At 61.4% G+C, this 17613-nt stretch carries 10 protein-coding genes and 3 rRNA genes; 12 read left to right on the forward strand and 1 reads right to left on the reverse strand.

Going from position 1 to position 17613, the window contains the following annotated elements; genetic code table 11:
* Positions 1 to 97: 97 nt before the first annotated feature.
* The 12 genes from F8G81_RS08355 to recN all read left to right on the forward strand — a co-directional run bounded on the left by F8G81_RS08355 (position 98) and on the right by recN (position 17001).
* Entirely contained in the window at positions 98 to 2326 is a 2229-nt protein-coding gene (locus F8G81_RS08355) for a HelD family protein (protein WP_267278525.1), read from the forward strand.
* A gap of 119 nt (positions 2327 to 2445) precedes the next feature.
* Positions 2446 to 3759: a tyrosine--tRNA ligase gene (tyrS, locus tag F8G81_RS08360; protein ID WP_267278526.1), complete on the forward strand. Its 1314-nt coding sequence runs from the start codon at positions 2446 to 2448 to the stop codon at positions 3757 to 3759.
* 60 nt (positions 3760 to 3819) lie between these two features.
* Positions 3820 to 3990 carry a hypothetical protein gene (locus F8G81_RS08365; protein ID WP_267278527.1) on the forward strand — a complete coding sequence of 57 codons (171 nt, stop codon included), beginning with the start codon at positions 3820 to 3822 and terminating at the stop codon, positions 3988 to 3990.
* Positions 3991 to 4256: 266 nt separating this feature from the next.
* Positions 4257 to 5781: ribosomal RNA gene (locus F8G81_RS08370) — 16S ribosomal RNA — on the forward strand.
* A 538-nt stretch (positions 5782 to 6319) separates the two neighbouring features.
* A 23S ribosomal RNA gene (locus F8G81_RS08375) occupies positions 6320 to 9460 on the forward strand.
* Between the two features lie 229 nt (positions 9461 to 9689).
* Positions 9690 to 9806, forward strand: a 5S ribosomal RNA gene (gene rrf / locus F8G81_RS08380).
* Together the 16S, 23S and 5S rRNA genes form the textbook arrangement of a ribosomal RNA operon.
* 343 nt (positions 9807 to 10149) lie before the next feature.
* Positions 10150 to 12174 carry a hypothetical protein gene (locus tag F8G81_RS08385; RefSeq protein ID WP_267278528.1) on the forward strand — a complete coding sequence of 675 codons (2025 nt, stop codon included), beginning with the start codon at positions 10150 to 10152 and terminating at the stop codon, positions 12172 to 12174.
* A gap of 5 nt (positions 12175 to 12179) precedes the next feature.
* Positions 12180 to 13169: an HAD-IIA family hydrolase gene (locus F8G81_RS08390; protein ID WP_267278529.1), complete on the forward strand. Its 990-nt coding sequence runs from the start codon at positions 12180 to 12182 to the stop codon at positions 13167 to 13169.
* Positions 13170 to 13178: 9 nt separating this feature from the next.
* Positions 13179 to 13403, forward strand: a complete 225-nt coding sequence (locus tag F8G81_RS08395; protein ID WP_267278530.1) for a hypothetical protein — start codon at positions 13179 to 13181, stop codon at positions 13401 to 13403.
* A gap of 2 nt (positions 13404 to 13405) precedes the next feature.
* Positions 13406 to 14218: a TlyA family RNA methyltransferase gene (locus F8G81_RS08400; RefSeq protein ID WP_267278531.1), complete on the forward strand. Its 813-nt coding sequence runs from the start codon at positions 13406 to 13408 to the stop codon at positions 14216 to 14218.
* Between the two features lie 14 nt (positions 14219 to 14232).
* Positions 14233 to 15258, forward strand: a complete 1026-nt coding sequence (locus tag F8G81_RS08405) for an NAD kinase (RefSeq protein WP_267278532.1) — start codon at positions 14233 to 14235, stop codon at positions 15256 to 15258.
* Positions 15259 to 15261: 3 nt separating this feature from the next.
* Positions 15262 to 17001, forward strand: a complete 1740-nt coding sequence (gene recN / locus F8G81_RS08410; protein WP_267278533.1) for a DNA repair protein RecN — start codon at positions 15262 to 15264, stop codon at positions 16999 to 17001.
* 33 nt (positions 17002 to 17034) lie between these two features.
* On the opposite strand, the gene F8G81_RS08415 is transcribed toward recN, so the two are convergent.
* Positions 17035 to 17565 carry a DUF2867 domain-containing protein gene (locus F8G81_RS08415; protein ID WP_267278534.1) on the reverse strand — a complete coding sequence of 177 codons (531 nt, stop codon included), beginning with the start codon at positions 17563 to 17565 and terminating at the stop codon, positions 17035 to 17037.
* Between the last annotated feature and the right edge of the window lie 48 nt (positions 17566 to 17613).

A 17613-nucleotide genomic window follows, 5' to 3' on the forward strand; every position in this document is an offset into this window, starting at 1 on the left:
TTGGTGACAGTGGAGTAACAGTCCCGCCGCCACACGTGCGTTAACCGAAATGGTTGTAGAATGGACGGTCTGTCTTTTGCGATAGGGGAACGTTTAAATGCTCGACGCCGATTTGGCCCACGAACGGGACTATGTTGCCGGCCTGTATGCGCGGCTTGAAGAGCTCCGCGAAGAAAAGCGCAAGCAACTGGCGCAGGTCCGGCGGGCCGGTGCCGTGGGCACCATGCAGAATGTTTCCGAGCGTGACGCATTCGCTGCCCTTTATGAGGACCGCCTGGCTCAGCTGGATGCCGTGGACGACCGCCTCGTCTTTGGCCGCCTCGACCTGGACTCCGGCGAAGCCCAGTACATCGGGCGCATCGGCCTGACCACCGAGGATCTGCAGCGCCTGATGGTTGACTGGCGCGCGCCCGAAGCAGGCCACTTCTACCAGGCGACGGCCTTCGACCGGCAAGGGGTCCGCCGCCGCCGCCACCTGATTCTCCAGGGCCGGGAAGTCAAGGCCATCGAGGACGATGTGCTGGACGCCGGCATGTTGGCGGACAATGCGTCCCTGCAGGGCGAAGGAGCCCTGCTGGCCGCACTCGACTCCAAGCGGACCGGCCGGATGTCCGACATTGTCGGAACCATCCAGTCCGAGCAGGACCGCATCATCCGTTCCTCCATCTCCGGTGCCGTTGTGGTGCAGGGCGGCCCAGGCACCGGCAAGACCGCGGTTGCGCTGCATCGCGCCGCCTACCTGCTCTACACCCACCGGGACCGGCTTAAGACCGCCGGCGTGCTGTTGGTGGGGCCGTCGTCGTCGTTCATGAAGTACATCGAACGGGTGTTGCCGTCCTTGGGCGAAACCGGTGTGGTGATGGCAAGCGTAGGGCGGCTGATGCCTGGCATCAATGCTGTTGCGGAGCCTGAGGCGGACGTCGCCGCCATCAAGGGCCGGCTGGACATGGCAGACGTTGTGGCCAACGCAGTGGCCAACCGGCAGCGGATTCCCGCCGAGAACCGCGTCCTGGAAGTTGACGGCCGCAAACTGCTGCTGACGCCGCGGCAGGTCCGTCGCGCCCGGGAGCGTGCCCGTTCCACCGGCAAGCCGCACAACGAGGCCCGCCTCACCTTTGTGAAGATCCTGCTCCGCGAACTGACCGAACAGATGACGGAACTCGTGGAGGCCGGAAGCATCGGAAACAACGCCGACCGCTCCTACCTGGCCGAAGACGTCCGCACCGCCCGGGATGTGCGGATCGCACTGAACCTTTGCTGGATGCCCATGACACCGGAGAAGCTGATCAGCGAGCTCCTGAGCAAGCCGGCGGTGCTGGAGGCCTGCACCCCGCATCTGACTGCAGCCGAGCGGGCCCTGCTGCTTCGTCCCGTGGATGCCCCATGGACGGAGGCCGATGTCCCTCTGCTTGATGAAGCTGCAGAGCTGCTCGGCGAGCTTGATCCCGCCGCGGGCAGGGGGTTGGCCCAGCAGGAGCATGACCGTGCCCGCGACCTCGCCAACGCCAAGCAAACGCTGGTCAACATGGAAACTGCAGGTGTGGACGTCCTGGTGTCCGCCGAGGAACTGGTGGACCAGAACCAGGAGCGCGAAGGCAGGCTCACGGCCGCCGAGCGTGCCACCAGTGACAGGACCTGGGCGTTCGGGCACATTGTGGTGGACGAGGCCCAGGAGCTTTCCCCCATGCAATGGCGCCTGCTGGTCCGCCGGTGCCCGGTGAAGTCCTTCACCATTGTCGGCGACATCGCCCAGACCAGTTCCGTGGCCGGCGCCAACTCGTGGCAGGCGGCGCTGGGACCCATGTTCGGGGACCGCTGGCAACTCGAAGAGCTGACGGTCAACTACCGCACGCCGTCGCAGATCGCAGAAGCTGCAGCGCGGATGGCCAACGCCGCCGGGCTGGTGGTCTCGGCCCCGAAGGCAGTCCGGGAAGGGCGCTGGTCGCCCATTATCGACCGCGTGGAAACAGGCAAGGTCGTCAGCCGGCTCGTTGAGGTCCTGCCAGAGGAACTGGAAGCGCTCGACGGCGGCCTGCTCGCCGTCATCGCCGACGGCCACCTGCTGCCGGAAGCCACAGCAGCCCTGCGCGCCATCTATGGCAGGCGCATTGGCAACGGTGCCGGAAGCTACGAACAGGACATTGTTGTCATCAGCCCCCGCGAAGCCAAGGGGCTGGAGTTCGATGGAGTGGTGGTGCTGGAACCAGCCATGATGCTTAATCACGAGCATGGCCGGGTAGGGGATCTGTACGTCGCCATGACGCGTCCTACGCAGCGGCTCAGGCTGATCGCGGCCGGTACCGTTCCGGCGGGCATTGAACGCTGAACTGACAAAGGGCTTGGTTTGACGGTGCAGCGGGCCTGCGCGGTGCAGGCCATTGGCTGCCGGTGACCAGTGCTGTGGATTCGGCGCCGGCGGCCGTCAATCCTGCTAACTTAGAAGGCGTGTCAGAACTCAACGATCTCGAATCCCAGCAGAACGACCCCTCCTTTGCCAATGTTTGGCAGGAGCTCAAATGGCGCGGCCTGGTCCATGTCTCCACTGATGAAGCGGAACTGGAAAAGCTCCTCGCCGGCGAGCCGGTCACCTATTACTGCGGCTTCGACCCCACGGCACCAAGCCTGCACCTGGGGAACCTCGTCCAGCTGCTGCTGATGCGGCGGCTGCAGCTTGCCGGCCACAAGCCGCTGGGCCTGGTGGGCGGTTCCACGGGCCTGATCGGTGATCCGCGGCCCACGGCGGAGCGCACGCTCAACACCAAGGACACCGTGACCGAGTGGGTGGGCTACCTTCAGGCACAGGTCCGCCGCTTCCTGAGCTTTGAAGGCGCCAATTCTGCCCGGATGGTCAACAACCTTGACTGGACAGCGCCGCTGAGTGCCATTGATTTCCTGCGCGAGATCGGCAAGCACTACCGGGTGGGAACCATGCTCCGGAAGGATGCTGTCGCCTCCAGGCTCAATTCCGAGGAAGGCATCAGCTACACGGAATTCAGCTACCAGATCCTGCAGGGCATGGACTACCTCCAGCTTTTCCGTGACTACGGCTGCGTCCTGCAGACCGGTGGCTCCGATCAGTGGGGCAACCTCACCAGCGGCACGGAACTGATCCGCAAGGTGGAGGGCAAGACCGTCCATGCGCTGGGCACGCCGCTGATCACCAATTCAGATGGCACCAAGTTCGGCAAGAGCGAAGGCAATGCGATATGGCTCGATGCCGGCATGTGCAGCCCCTACTCCTTCTACCAGTTCTGGCTCAATACTGCCGATGCCGACGTTGTGGACAGGCTTAAGGTCTTTACGTTCCTGAGCAGGGCCGAGATCGAAACGCTTGGGGCCGCAGTTGCGGAGCGCCCGTTCGCTCGCGAAGGCCAGCGGAAACTGGCGTTTGAGGTGACCTCGCTGGTCCATGGCGTAGAGGCGACCGAGAAGGTTATAGCCGCTTCTGCCGCTCTCTTCGGAAACGGGGACCTGACTGCGCTGGACAGGCAGACCCTCGAAGCTGCAACGTCCGAGCTTCCCTCCGCCCGGATCCAGGTGGACGGAATGGGCATCGTGGACCTGCTGGTTGCCTCGGGCCTTTCTGAGAGCAAGTCCGCCGCCCGCCGCACAGTGGGGGAAGGCGGCGCTTATGTTAACAATGAGAAGGTTTCCGATCCTGAAGCCGTGATTTCCGAATCGGAACTGCTTCACGGGCAGTACCTGCTGCTGCGCCGGGGGAAGAAGAATCTGGCAACCGTGGAAGTCCTGGTTCCCTAATAATTACCCTGCATGCACGCTCCTCCGCAGCCGATTTGCACGGCCGCGAAGGAGCGTGTAATGTCTTCTGAGTCGCCGCCGCTGAGTGGTGACAACCCCCTTCACAAGAGAAGCAATTCTTCATGTGCACAGCACGGAAATGATGAAAAGCTTCACTTTCTAATGGGTGGATTCATTCCACAAAGTGAACATCGGGAAAATAACCCGGATTTGCAAAGTGAATATGAATGAAATAAGCTAGAAACATCGCAGCGAAGAAATACGAAATAACAATTCATTGAATATGAATTGATTCGGGAATATTCGAATGTGTCTGTTGTTTGAGAACTCAATAGTGTGCCAAGTTTGTTGATACCGGTTTATTTTATATGAATTGGTTGAATTGGCCAGGCCGCCACCCCGTGGTTGGTTTGGTTTTTACAGCTGGTTTCAAATTTTGTGCAGCCGTTTTATCCCGTTTTCCCGGGGTTGGTGGTTGTGTCTGTTTTTGTTTTACTTCAACGGAGAGTTTGATCCTGGCTCAGGATGAACGCTGGCGGCGTGCTTAACACATGCAAGTCGAACGATGAGGCCAGCTTGCTGGTGGATTAGTGGCGAACGGGTGAGTAACACGTGAGTAACCTGCCCTTAACTCTGGGATAAGCCTGGGAAACTGGGTCTAATACCGGATATGACTCCTCATCGCATGGTGGGGGGTGGAAAGCTTTATTGTGGTTTTGGATGGACTCGCGGCCTATCAGCTTGTTGGTGAGGTAATGGCTCACCAAGGCGACGACGGGTAGCCGGCCTGAGAGGGTGACCGGCCACACTGGGACTGAGACACGGCCCAGACTCCTACGGGAGGCAGCAGTGGGGAATATTGCACAATGGGCGAAAGCCTGATGCAGCGACGCCGCGTGAGGGATGACGGCCTTCGGGTTGTAAACCTCTTTCAGTAGGGAAGAAGCGAAAGTGACGGTACCTGCAGAAGAAGCGCCGGCTAACTACGTGCCAGCAGCCGCGGTAATACGTAGGGCGCAAGCGTTATCCGGAATTATTGGGCGTAAAGAGCTCGTAGGCGGTTTGTCGCGTCTGCCGTGAAAGTCCGGGGCTCAACTCCGGATCTGCGGTGGGTACGGGCAGACTAGAGTGATGTAGGGGAGACTGGAATTCCTGGTGTAGCGGTGAAATGCGCAGATATCAGGAGGAACACCGATGGCGAAGGCAGGTCTCTGGGCATTAACTGACGCTGAGGAGCGAAAGCATGGGGAGCGAACAGGATTAGATACCCTGGTAGTCCATGCCGTAAACGTTGGGCACTAGGTGTGGGGGACATTCCACGTTTTCCGCGCCGTAGCTAACGCATTAAGTGCCCCGCCTGGGGAGTACGGCCGCAAGGCTAAAACTCAAAGGAATTGACGGGGGCCCGCACAAGCGGCGGAGCATGCGGATTAATTCGATGCAACGCGAAGAACCTTACCAAGGCTTGACATGGACTGGATCGCCGCAGAAATGTGGTTTCCCCTTTGGGGCCGGTTCACAGGTGGTGCATGGTTGTCGTCAGCTCGTGTCGTGAGATGTTGGGTTAAGTCCCGCAACGAGCGCAACCCTCGTTCTATGTTGCCAGCGCGTTATGGCGGGGACTCATAGGAGACTGCCGGGGTCAACTCGGAGGAAGGTGGGGACGACGTCAAATCATCATGCCCCTTATGTCTTGGGCTTCACGCATGCTACAATGGCCGGTACAAAGGGTTGCGATACTGTGAGGTGGAGCTAATCCCAAAAAGCCGGTCTCAGTTCGGATTGGGGTCTGCAACTCGACCCCATGAAGTCGGAGTCGCTAGTAATCGCAGATCAGCAACGCTGCGGTGAATACGTTCCCGGGCCTTGTACACACCGCCCGTCAAGTCACGAAAGTTGGTAACACCCGAAGCCGGTGGCCTAACCCCTTGTGGGAGGGAGCTGTCGAAGGTGGGACTGGCGATTGGGACTAAGTCGTAACAAGGTAGCCGTACCGGAAGGTGCGGCTGGATCACCTCCTTTCTAAGGAGCACCTACAGACCACTGCTGCGTGTATGCGTTGGTGGGGGTTTGTCAGGAGTATATGCCCGTTGCGCAGACGCAAGTTCTGCGGCGGGTGCTCATGGGTGGAATATCAACGAATAGGTGCCTGGTGGCACGGACCGTTTGCTAGTACGGATGTTTTGTTCTTTCCTTTGGGAAGGGCGGGTGTCCTGGAACGCGGATGGATCGGGTTGCTGGGTAGTGTTTGGCACACTGTTGGGTCCTGAGGCAACAGGGCCGGGGTTCTTCTGTGAGGGAGGGTTCCGGGTTTGTTTGTTTCTGGTTTCCTGGCTGCACCGATCGCACGGTTTTGATCTTCTTTTGGAGGGTTGTGTGTGTGGGGTGTGTGGTTTGGGGTTGTTGTTTGAGAACTACATAGTGGACGCGAGCATCTTTTATAAGAAGCAATTTCCAAGAATATGAACCTGGATCTGGCTGCGCTGTTGATGCCCTTCGTGGGTGTTGGGGTGTGGTTGGTTTTCGTGGTTCTCTCGAAAATTACTGATTGATCTTTTGTGGTCAAGTTTTTAAGAGCACACGGTGGATGCCTTGGCATTAGGAGCCGAAGAAGGACGTAGGAATCTGCGATAAGCCTGGGGGAGTCGATAACCGGACTGTGATCCCAGGGTGTCCGAATGGGGAAACCCCGCCAGACGCGCGAGTGATCTGGTGACCCGCATCTGAACACATAGGGTGCGTGGAGGGAACGCGGGGAAGTGAAACATCTCAGTACCCGCAGGAAGAGAAAACAATAGTGATTCCGTGAGTAGTGGCGAGCGAAAGCGGATCAGGCTAAACCGTTCCATGTGTGATAGCCGGCGGGCGTTGCATGGTCGGGGTTGTGGGACTTTCCGTTCTGTCTCTGCCGGGACAGTGGGGTGTGATGTGCAGGCATAGGTGAACGGTCTTGAAAGGCCGGCCAGAGAGGGTGGGAGCCCCGTAACCGAAATGTTTTGTACCGCCTGGAGAGTATCCCAAGTAGCACGGGGCCCGAGAAATCCCGTGCGAATCTGTCAGGACCACCTGATAAGCCTAAATACTCCCTAATGACCGATAGCGGACCAGTACCGTGAGGGAAAGGTGAAAAGTACCCCGGGAGGGGAGTGAAACAGTACCTGAAACCGTGTGCTTACAATCCGTCGGAGCAGCCGCACCTTGTGTGCATAGTAGCTGTGACGGCGTGCCTTTTGAAGAATGAGCCTGCGAGTTAGTGTTACGTCGCGAGGTTAACCCGTGTGGGGAAGCCGTAGCGAAAGCGAGTCTGAATAGGGCGTTGCAGTGGCGTGATCTAGACCCGAAGCGAAGTGATCTACCCATGGCCAGGTTGAAGCGACGGTAAGACGTCGTGGAGGACCGAACCCACTTCAGTTGAAAATGGAGGGGATGAGCTGTGGGTAGGGGTGAAAGGCCAATCAAACTTCGTGATAGCTGGTTCTCCCCGAAATGCATTTAGGTGCAGCGTTGCGTGTTTCTTACCGGAGGTAGAGCTACTGGATGGCTAATGGGCCCTACAAGGTTACTGACGTCAGCCAAACTCCGAATGCCGGTAAGTGAGAGCGCAGCAGTGAGACTGTGGGGGATAAGCTTCATAGTCGAGAGGGAAACAGCCCAGACCACCAACTAAGGCCCCTAAGCGTGTGCTAAGTGGGAAAGGATGTGGAGTTGCGAAGACAACCAGGAGGTTGGCTTAGAAGCAGCCATCCTTAAAAGAGTGCGTAATAGCTCACTGGTCAAGTGATTCCGCGCCGACAATGTAGCGGGGCTCAAGTACACCGCCGAAGTTGTGGCATTCAGATATTAGCTAAGCCCTTGTGGTTCAGGCGTCTGGATGGGTAGGGGAGCGTCGTGTGGGCAGTGAAGTCGCGGTGTAAACCAGCGGTGGAGCCTACACGAGTGAGAATGCAGGCATGAGTAGCGAAAGACGGGTGAGAAACCCGTCCGCCGAATGATCAAGGGTTCCAGGGTCAAGCTAATCTGCCCTGGGTAAGTCGGGACCTAAGGCGAGGCCGACAGGCGTAGTCGATGGACAACGGGTTGATATTCCCGTACCGGCGAAAAACCGTCCATGCTGAACAGGGGATACTAACTGCCCGAAACCTGCCCGCCCACCCTTGTGGTGACGTGGGTTTTGGTGGAGCGCGGGACCTGATCCTGGGAGGTAAGCGTATTAACAGGTGTGACGCAGGAAGGTAGCCAAGCCGGGCGATGGTTGTCCCGGTCTAAGGATGTAGGGCGAACGGTAGGCAAATCCGCTGTTCATGATGCCTGAGATCTGATGGGACCCCCCTCACGGGGGGATTTGGTGATCCTATGCTGCCGAGAAAAGCATCGACGCGAGGTTTTAGCCGCCCGTACCCCAAACCGACACAGGTGATCAGGTAGAGAATACTAAGGCGATCGAGAGAATTATGGTTAAGGAACTCGGCAAAATGCCCCCGTAACTTCGGGAGAAGGGGGGCCCCAACCTTGAACGGTACTAGCGACCGGGAGGGGATCGGGGCCGCAGAGACCAGGGGGAAGCGACTGTTTACTAAAAACACAGGTCCGTGCGAAGTCGCAAGACGATGTATACGGACTGACTCCTGCCCGGTGCTGGAAGGTTAAGAGGACCGGTTAGCCTCACGGCGAAGCTGAGAATTCAAGCCCCAGTAAACGGCGGTGGTAACTATAACCATCCTAAGGTAGCGAAATTCCTTGTCGGGTAAGTTCCGACCTGCACGAATGGAGTAACGACTTCCCCGCTGTCTCAACCATAAACTCGGCGAAATTGCAGTACGAGTAAAGATGCTCGTTACGCGCAGCAGGACGGAAAGACCCCGAGACCTTTACTATAGTTTGGTATTGGTGTTCGGAGTGGCTTGTGTAGGATAGGTGGGAGACGTTGAAGCCCGGACGCCAGTTCGGGTGGAGTCATCGTTGAAATACCACTCTGGTCACTTTGGACATCTAACTTCGGCCCGTAATCCGGGTCAGGGACAGTGCCTGATGGGTAGTTTAACTGGGGCGGTTGCCTCCTAAAAAGTAACGGAGGCGCCCAAAGGTTCCCTCAGCCTGGTTGGCAATCAGGTGTCGAGTGTAAGTGCACAAGGGAGCTTGACTGTGAGAGAGACATCTCGAGCAGGGACGAAAGTCGGGACTAGTGATCCGGCGGTACATTGTGGAATGGCCGTCGCTCAACGGATAAAAGGTACCTCGGGGATAACAGGCTGATCTTGCCCAAGAGTCCATATCGACGGCATGGTTTGGCACCTCGATGTCGGCTCGTCGCATCCTGGGGCTGGAGTAGGTCCCAAGGGTTGGGCTGTTCGCCCATTAAAGCGGTACGCGAGCTGGGTTTAGAACGTCGTGAGACAGTTCGGTCCCTATCCGCTGCGCGCGCAGGAAATTTGAGAAGGGCTGTCCTTAGTACGAGAGGACCGGGACGGACGAACCTCTGGTGTGTCAGTTGTACTGCCAAGTGCACCGCTGATTAGCTACGTTCGGATGGGATAACCGCTGAAAGCATCTAAGCGGGAAGCTCGCTTCGAGATGAGATTTCCATACACCTTGTGTGTGAGAGGCCCCCAGCCAGACCACTGGGTTGATAGGCCGGATGTGGAAGCGAGGACTAACGACTCGTGAAGCTGACCGGTACTAATAGGCCGATAACTTACACCACACACTTTCTTCGTGAACGGCATTCAAAAGACGTTCACACCCGAAGAAAGTAAAAAGATAAACAAGACTGCTTGCGTCCACTATGTGGTTCCCAAACAACAAACCAAACCGGTTACGTTGCAGGGAACATAACTAAATAACAACACCACAACTGCCTTAACCGGCAGAACACGTTGTAACCACAAAGACTTCCCACCCCCACCAGCACCACGGGGGACGGGTACAAGGGTTACGGCGGTCATAGCGTGGGGGAAACGCCCGGTCCCATTCCGAACCCGGAAGCTAAGACCCACAGCGCCGATGGTACTGCACCCGGGAGGGTGTGGGAGAGTAGGACACCGCCGGACAATCATTAGGCTCAGGCCCCGACACAAGTCGGGGCCTGACCCATTTAAACACCCAAACTGGATATCCACGGAAACCGGGTCCCGAACGGTGCCGGGAGCCCAGAGGAGCGGGCCATCCGGCCAGGAACGGCCGCAGACGAGGATCGGCCTGCCGAGTGTGAAGATTCCCACGACGGCAGGCATATCGTCATCTCTGTCCTGGGGAGTGGGGCGCCTCGCCTAGAATTGATTCAGATGTACGGACCCGGAAGCGCTTTATTTTCGGGTTGCGTAGGACAACGAAATACGGATAAGAGCGGCTGCGATTGCGCCAGTGGTCGGCTCATAACAGGAGGAATCCCACATGGCTGAGCACAATGGCGGCAACCGCGACGGAAAAGACCGCGGTCCTTTCCGCGGCACAAGCAACTCCGGCGGAGAACCTCGGGGATTCCGTTCCAGGGAAAACCGTGAAAGCACTGATGGTCCACGGCGCGGTGCCGGTGCGGGCGAACGTAAGCCCTTCAGTGGTGGTGGCGAGCGTAAGCCGTACGGTGACCGTGAAAACAAGCCGTATGGTGACCGTCCCCGCCGTGAAGGTGACGGCGAACGCCGCAGCTTCGGCGGCGGAGAGCGTAAGCCCTTCAGCGGTGGTGGCGAGCGTAAGCCCTACGGTGACCGCGAAAACAAGCCGTATGGTGACCGCCCCCGCCGTGAAGGTGATGGCGAACGCCGCAACTTCGGCGCCGGAGAGCGTAAGCCCTACGGCGGTGGCGGCGGTGGCGAGCGTAAGCCTTACGGAGACCGGAAGCCCTACGGTGACCGTGAAAACAAGCCGTATGGTGACCGTCCCCGTCGCGAAGGTGACGGCGAACGCCGCAGCTTCGGCGGCGGAGAGCGTAAGCCCTTCAGCGGTGGTGGCGAGCGTAAGCCCTACGGTGACCGCGAAAACAAGCCGTATGGTGACCGCCCCCGCCGTGAAGGTGATGGCGAACGCCGCAACTTCGGCGCCGGCGAACGTAAGCCCTACAGCGGTGGCGCCGGCGGTGAACGCAAGCCTTACGGAGACCGGAAGCCCTACGGTGACCGTGAAAACAAGCCGTATGGTGACCGTCCCCGTCGCGAAGGCGACGGCGAACGCCGCAGCTATGCAGGGGGCGAAAATCGGAAACCCTTTGGTGACCGTCCGGACAGGGCACCGCGCAGTTTCGACCGCAGCGATTCAGGCCCACGCCAGTTCGGCCGTGACCGTCCGGAAGACCGTCCGGCACGTGTGCCCAACGCGCGCGACCTCCGCAGCGCCAACCGGCCCGACCGCGAACGCTCTCCGGAGATCGACGAGGATGTCACGGGCAAGGAGCTTGACCGCGCCACCCAGCACCAGATTAAGACCCTCGAAGACAAGAGCGCGGAGTGGGTTGCCCGTCACTTGGTGATGGCCGGCCGGCTGATCGATGACGAGCCGGAGCTTGCTTTCCAGCATGCTTTGGCAGCGAGCCGTCGTGGCGGCAGGCTGGCCGCCGTCCGCGAGGCTGTTGGCCTCACGGCCTATGCCGCAGGGCACTACGGGGAAGCTTTGCGGGAATTCAGGACCTACCGCCGCATCAGCGGCTCAAACGTCCACCTGCCGGTGATGGCAGACTGCGAACGCGGCCTGGGCCGCCCCGACCGTGCCCTCGACGTGGTGCGATCCGAGGAAGCCAAGGACCTGGACGCTCCGGGCAAGGCTGAGCTGGCCATCGTGGCTGCCGGAGCGCGCACCGATCTTGGCCAGCTGGATGCCGCCGTTGCTGAGCTGGAGATTCCGCAGCTTGATATCAACCGCGCTTTCTCCTACAGCCCCCGGCTGTTCCGTGCCTACGCCAACGCTCTGTCCGCGGTGGGCCGCGAGGCCGAAGCAGCTAAGTGGGAGAAGCAGGCCGTTGTGGCCGAAAACGCCCTGGGCCTGGGAGCAGACGAAGAGCCGGACATCCTTGATCTGGGCTGGGACGAGGAAGAAGAAGCCCGCGAGGAGGCGGACCGCCGTCGCCTGATGGAACGCGCTTCAAGCGAATCCAGCACATCAGCTGCATCCGGCACATCCACCGCGGCCGGCACCCGGCCCGAGGCAGTGGAGCCCGCTTCCGCTCCGGAGCCAACCGGCGTGGACTCATCGGTTGATGACGCCGAATCAGACTTCTTCGAGTCGGATGACGCGGAATCAGATGAGGACTCCCTCGAATCCGACGAACTCGAATCCGACGAACTCGAATCCGGCGAACTTGAATCAGGTGAACTCGAGTCGGATGAACCGGACTTCGAGGGATCGGGATCTGACGAAGCTGAATCCATCGAAACCGGACAGGGCGATGACGAGGCTGCAGGTCACACCGAGAGCCGGGAACACTAGTCAGGATGGCTGCCGCTTCTCTCATTTCCCGGTTCGACGCCTTGCTGGCCGACTTGGACGGGGTGGTCTACGCCGGCCCGCACGCCGTTCCGGGAGCCGTTGATTCGCTTCAACAGCTGGCCGGACTGGGCGTGGGCCTGGGCTATGTCACCAACAACGCATCGCGTACGCCTTCCCAGGTTGCCGCCCACCTTCGGGAGCTGGGTGCGCCTGCCGAAGACGAGCAGGTGGTCAGTTCCTCGCAGGCCGCCGCGGAACTGCTGGCGTCGGTGCTCGCCCCCGCTTCCCGCGTCCTGATCACGGGAAGCCCGGCGCTTGCCCAGGAAATTGAACTTGTGGGCCTGACCCCTGTCTGGAGTCAGGATGAGGACCCGGTGGCGGTGGTCCAGGGCTTCAACCCCGGGATCGGCTGGAAGGACCTCGCCGAGGCAGCCTACGTGGTTGCCGCCGGCGCCCTCTGGGTGGCGACCAACACTGACATGTCCATCCCGCAGGCACGCGGCATAGCTCCCGGAAACGGCACGCTGGTAGCCGCGGTAGCGGCTGCCACGGGCCAGAAGCCGAGAGTCGCCGGAAAGCCGGAGGCTCCGCTGTTTCACGCCGCTGCGAAACGCCTTGCCTCTGACCGCCCGCTGGTGGTGGGCGACAGGCTGGACACCGACATCCTGGGCGGCAACAACGCTGGCTTTGCCACGGTGGCCGTCCTCACCGGCGTCGATACAAGGGAGACCATCCTGGCGGCCAGGACTGCCGAACGCCCCAACTACCTGATCAACTCGCTTTCAGACCTGCACCAGCCTTATCCGGTGATTGAGAACGCCGACGGCGTCTACCGCTGCGGCCCCTCCAGCGCCGTGGCCGGCGACGGCACAGTGAAGGTCACGGGTGACAAGGATGACCTGGACTCCTGGCGGGCCGCCTGCGCCGCCTGGTGGGCCGCCGTGCCGGAGACAGCCGAGGCGTACTCGCCAAGGCTTGAGTGGCTGGGTCATTAGACTGGTGCCATGACTGAGCTGAACGAAGAGCACCAGGCAGCCCAGCCCACCCCGGAATGGCCCGAAAGCACGCCGGGGGACATAGGGGATCCTTCCGTCGAAGCCATCGTGGCTCCGCTGGACAGCCTCAGGGACCAGCCGGTGGCCGAACATGACGCCGTCTACGCTGAACTCCATGATGCCCTGCTGGAATCCCTGAACGAGGATGCCCCGTCAGCGAATGGTGGACTGTGACCATGGCACGGCTCGACCAGGCCCTGGTTGCCCGTGGCCTGGCAAGGTCACGCACGCATGCCGCCGCGTTGATCGCTGAAGGAAAAGTCAGTTCCGCCGGGCAGGTGTTGTCCAAGGCATCAGTCCAGGTCCCGGAGGACAAGGACCTGGCGGTGGAGCACAGCGAAGAGGACAGTTATGTGAGCAGGGCCGGGCACAAACTTGCCGGGGCACTGGATGCATTCCCCGCGATCACGGTTGCAGGCAAGAGGTGCCTTGACGCCGGCGCCTCCACCGGCGGTTTCACGGAGGTCCTGCTCAGGCGCGGCGCAGCCCATGTAGTGGCCGTCGACGTCGGGCACGGGCAGCTGGTGCCGCAGCTCAGGAGCGACCCCCGGGTTGCAGTCCACGAGGGACTTAATGTCCGCTACATGTCTCCGGCGGATATCGGTGGGCTGGCCGCACTGACCGTCGCTGACCTGTCCTTCATTTCGCTGACATTGGTGGTTCTCCCGCTGGGCCTGTGCACCGAGCCGGGCGGAGACCTGGTGCTGATGGTCAAGCCCCAGTTCGAGATCGGCAAGGACCGCCTGGCCCGCACCGGGGTAGTGAATTCTGAACGGGAACGCCGGATGGCTGTGGAGAAAGTGGCTATCGCCGCGCTCGACGCCGGACTCGATTTATGCGGCTTGGCGGCCAGTCCGTTGCCGGGTCAGGACGGAAACGTCGAGTACTTCCTGTGGATAAGACGCAGGATCGGCCAAGACTTGCCTAAGATCGAAGAGCGCGACGCAGCCATTGCTGCTTTGCTTGGACGTCTTTGGCCGAACCACTAGAAAGCGGAATCCCGATGAGCAGGCGAGTACTTGTCCTTGCCCACACTGGCCGCGAGGAATCACTGAAGGCCGCCTGGGAAGCCTGCGCCCAGCTGCACGCCTCGGGAATTGTGCCGGTGATGCAGGAGTCCGAGCACGGTGACATGGAACGCTTTTTTGGGCACCTGAGCCAGCCGGTGGAAATCCTGCACGACCATGTGCAGCTGCCTGATGTCGAGTTGGTGATGGTCCTGGGTGGTGACGGCACTATCCTGCGGGCCGCCGAACTGGTGCGGGAAGTTGATGTGCCCCTGCTCGGCGTTAATCTGGGCCACGTGGGATTCCTGGCCGAGAGCGAGCGTGCGGACCTTGCGCAGACCGTTGAATGGATCGCGCGCCGGGATTACACGGTGGAAGAACGCATGACCATCGACGTGCAGGTCTGGGTCAGGGGTCAAAAGATCTGGCACACGTGGGCCCTGAACGAGGCCGCGATCGAAAAGGGAAACCGCGAACGCATGCTTGAGGTGGTCACGGAAGTGGACGAGCGCCCGCTGACTTCCTTTGGCTGTGACGGCGTGGTCCTGGCCACCCCTACCGGCTCCACGGCCTATGCGTTCTCCGCCGGCGGCCCGGTGGTCTGGCCGGAGGTCGAAGCGCTGGTCATCGTTCCCATCAGCGCGCACGCCCTGTTCGCCAAACCGCTGGTGGTATCGCCGCGGTCCAGGCTGGCGGTCGAGGTCCTCAACCGCACCGACGCCCAGGGGGTTCTGTGGTGCGACGGCCGGCGTTCCGTGGACCTGCCGCCCGGAGCGCGTGTGGAAGTGACAAAATCGGCCACCCCGGTCCGTTTGGCCCGGACCCACCGCACGCCGTTCTCCGCGAGGCTGGTCCGGAAGTTCGAGCTTCCCATCCACGGCTGGCGAGGTCCCGTTCCACGCGCCGAAGCCATCCACACCGGGCCCATCCCCATCATCAGGACGCCCCGTCCCATGGCGCCGCTCCAGGTTTCCCATGGGGACCGCCCTGATGAAGAAACCGATCCGTCAACCGCAAAGTGAATCATGCTTGAAGAACTGAGAATCCGCGATCTGGGTGTCATTACCGACGCCACGCTGCCGCTGGGCCCCGGTCTGAGCGTAGTGACCGGCGAAACAGGTGCCGGAAAAACGATGGTGGTCACCGCCGTCGGACTCCTGTTGGGGGCACGGTCCGACGCCGGTGCGGTCCGGAGCGGCGCGAAGAGTGCCACCGCCGAAGCAGTCATCAGGCTTGAATCGGGCCATTCGGCCGTGGTGCGGGCCCTGGAGGCCGGCGCCGACGTCGAGGAGTTCGACGGCGGTGCTGAACTTATCCTCGCCCGGCGCCTGGGCTCGGACGGCCGCAGCCGGGCGTTCCTTGGCGGGCGCGCCGCCCCGGTGGGCGTCCTGGCCGAGATAGGCGAAAGCCTTGTGGTGGTCCATGGCCAGTCGGACCAGATCCGGCTGAAGGGGGCCGCCGCCCAGCGGGGCGCGCTGGACAAGTTTGCCGGCCCGGCCCTCGCCGCGGAGCTGGGCACCTACCAGGGCCTGTACAGCCACTGGAAGTCCATCCAGGCGGAGCTGGACACGTTGCGCAGCGCCGCCCGTGACAGGCTCCGTGAAGCCGAATCCCTGGAGATCGCGCTGGCCGAAATCGACGAGGTTGACCCGCAGCCGGGGGAGGACGAGTCGCTCAAGGCGGAGGCCGTGAAGCTGGCGAACGTTGAAGAGCTGAGGATCGCTGCCAACACCGCGCACCAGGCCCTTATTGCTGAGGACTACGGCGACGAAGGCGACGCCACCACCCTGGTGGATGCTGCGAAGCGCACCCTGGAGCACGTGGCCGAGCACGACGCCGAACTCGGCGCGGCCGCAGCCCGTTTGGCTGAAGTCGGCTTCCTTCTCAACGACATCGCCACGGAGCTGGCCAGCTATCAGGCAGGCCTGGATTCGGAGGGACCGGAACGGCTCGCGGAAATCGAGGACCGGCGTGCTGCCTTGGCCAAGCTGGTCCGCAAGTACGCCCCAAGCATCGACGAGGTCCTGGTGTGGGCGGAGAATGCGCGGGTCAGGTTTGATGAACTGCAGGATGACTCCACCCGGATCGAGGCGCTGGACGCGGAAGTGGTCCGGACGGAAGCGGAGCTGAAAAAACAGGCTGCCGCCATCAGCAAAATCCGGGCCAAGGCGGCAAAGGAGCTTTCCGCCCGCGTCAGTTCTGAACTGAAAGCGCTGGCCATGGCCGATGCCACACTGGTGATCACCATTGAACCGGCCGCGCAGCTGATGCCGCACGGCGCCGACGAGATTTCGTTCCTGCTCCAGCCACACTCGGGAGCCCCCGCAAGGCCGCTCGGCAAGGGCGCCTCCGGCGGTGAACTTTCGCGCGTGATGCTTGCCATTGAAGTGGTCCTGGCGGCCGTGGACCCCGTGCCCACCTTCGTGTTCGACGAGGTGGACGCCGGCGTCGGCGGCCGGGCCGCCGTCGAAATCGGCCGCCGGCTGGCCATGCTGGCACAGCACGTGCAGGTCCTGGTGGTCACCCACCTGCCGCAGGTGGCAGCCTTCGCTGACCAGCACATCACCGTCACCAAAACGTCCGTCCGGGGAGCCGACGGCGGCACGGCCTCCGGCTTTACCTCCAGTGACGTCAAACTCCTGGATGGCCCGGAACGGGTCCGCGAGCTAGCCAGGATGCTGGCTGGCCAGGAGGACTCCGAATCGGCCCAGGCGCACGCGCAGGAACTTCTCGACGACGCAAAACTGCTTCCGCAGCGCGCCTAGCCGCCGCCTCTGGCTGCCTCGCGGCACATCTGGTCAGGGACCGGATACAAGACGGCGGATGGCCCGCGCCATCATCGCGTGCACCACCAGCGGATGGAGCAGCCGCACCGGCAGAAAGTACAGGCGGCCCCGCCAGCCCTTCAGGCGCACGGCCGTTGTCACCCGCAGAAGACGCGCGCCGGCGTCGTAGGCCACCCCGCAGCGGAAGTCCAGGTGCGTGTCATCCGCGCTGATCAAGGCCTCCTCTCCGTGGACTTTCGAGACGGCAAAGACGCCGGCAGGGGCTTTGTTGATACCTACCAGCCCGACGACGGCCTGCCGCACGCCCAGGAGGGCTGTCACCCATGCGGGCATGGATTTCAACGAGAACATTGTTTCCGCCCACGTCCGGGGATCGGACGGGCATTCCCGTTGTCCAACAGGGACTGGGAGAACAATCACATCTGCGTAGTCCGGTGCAGGGATGGAGCTGAACGCCATCGAGCGGAAGACCGGTTTCATTTCGCCGCCGTTTCCGTTTTGCTCAGGTGCTGGCGCGTTTTTCGGGTCCGGGACGTTGGTCACCTCTTGATCGTAGGGCCTCCGGCCCGGCACACTTGATCATTTGGGGAA

Source organism: Arthrobacter sp. CDRTa11, assembly GCF_026427775.1.
GTDB lineage: Bacteria > Actinomycetota > Actinomycetes > Actinomycetales > Micrococcaceae > Arthrobacter.

What these genes read in the sequence shown, in the direction of transcription:
- F8G81_RS08400 (WP_267278531.1), top strand. Translation starts at nt 13,406, where the DNA reads ATGGCACGGCTCGACCAGGCCCTGGTTGCCCGTGGCCTGGCAAGGTCA.
- F8G81_RS08395 (WP_267278530.1), top strand. Translation starts at nt 13,179, where the DNA reads ATGACTGAGCTGAACGAAGAGCACCAGGCAGCCCAGCCCACCCCGGAA.
- F8G81_RS08365 (WP_267278527.1), top strand. Translation starts at nt 3,820, where the DNA reads ATGTCTTCTGAGTCGCCGCCGCTGAGTGGTGACAACCCCCTTCACAAG.
- F8G81_RS08405 (WP_267278532.1), top strand. Translation starts at nt 14,233, where the DNA reads ATGAGCAGGCGAGTACTTGTCCTTGCCCACACTGGCCGCGAGGAATCA.
- F8G81_RS08385 (WP_267278528.1), top strand. Translation starts at nt 10,150, where the DNA reads ATGGCTGAGCACAATGGCGGCAACCGCGACGGAAAAGACCGCGGTCCT.
- F8G81_RS08390 (WP_267278529.1), top strand. Translation starts at nt 12,180, where the DNA reads ATGGCTGCCGCTTCTCTCATTTCCCGGTTCGACGCCTTGCTGGCCGAC.
- recN (WP_267278533.1), top strand. Translation starts at nt 15,262, where the DNA reads ATGCTTGAAGAACTGAGAATCCGCGATCTGGGTGTCATTACCGACGCC.
- F8G81_RS08355 (WP_267278525.1), top strand. Translation starts at nt 98, where the DNA reads ATGCTCGACGCCGATTTGGCCCACGAACGGGACTATGTTGCCGGCCTG.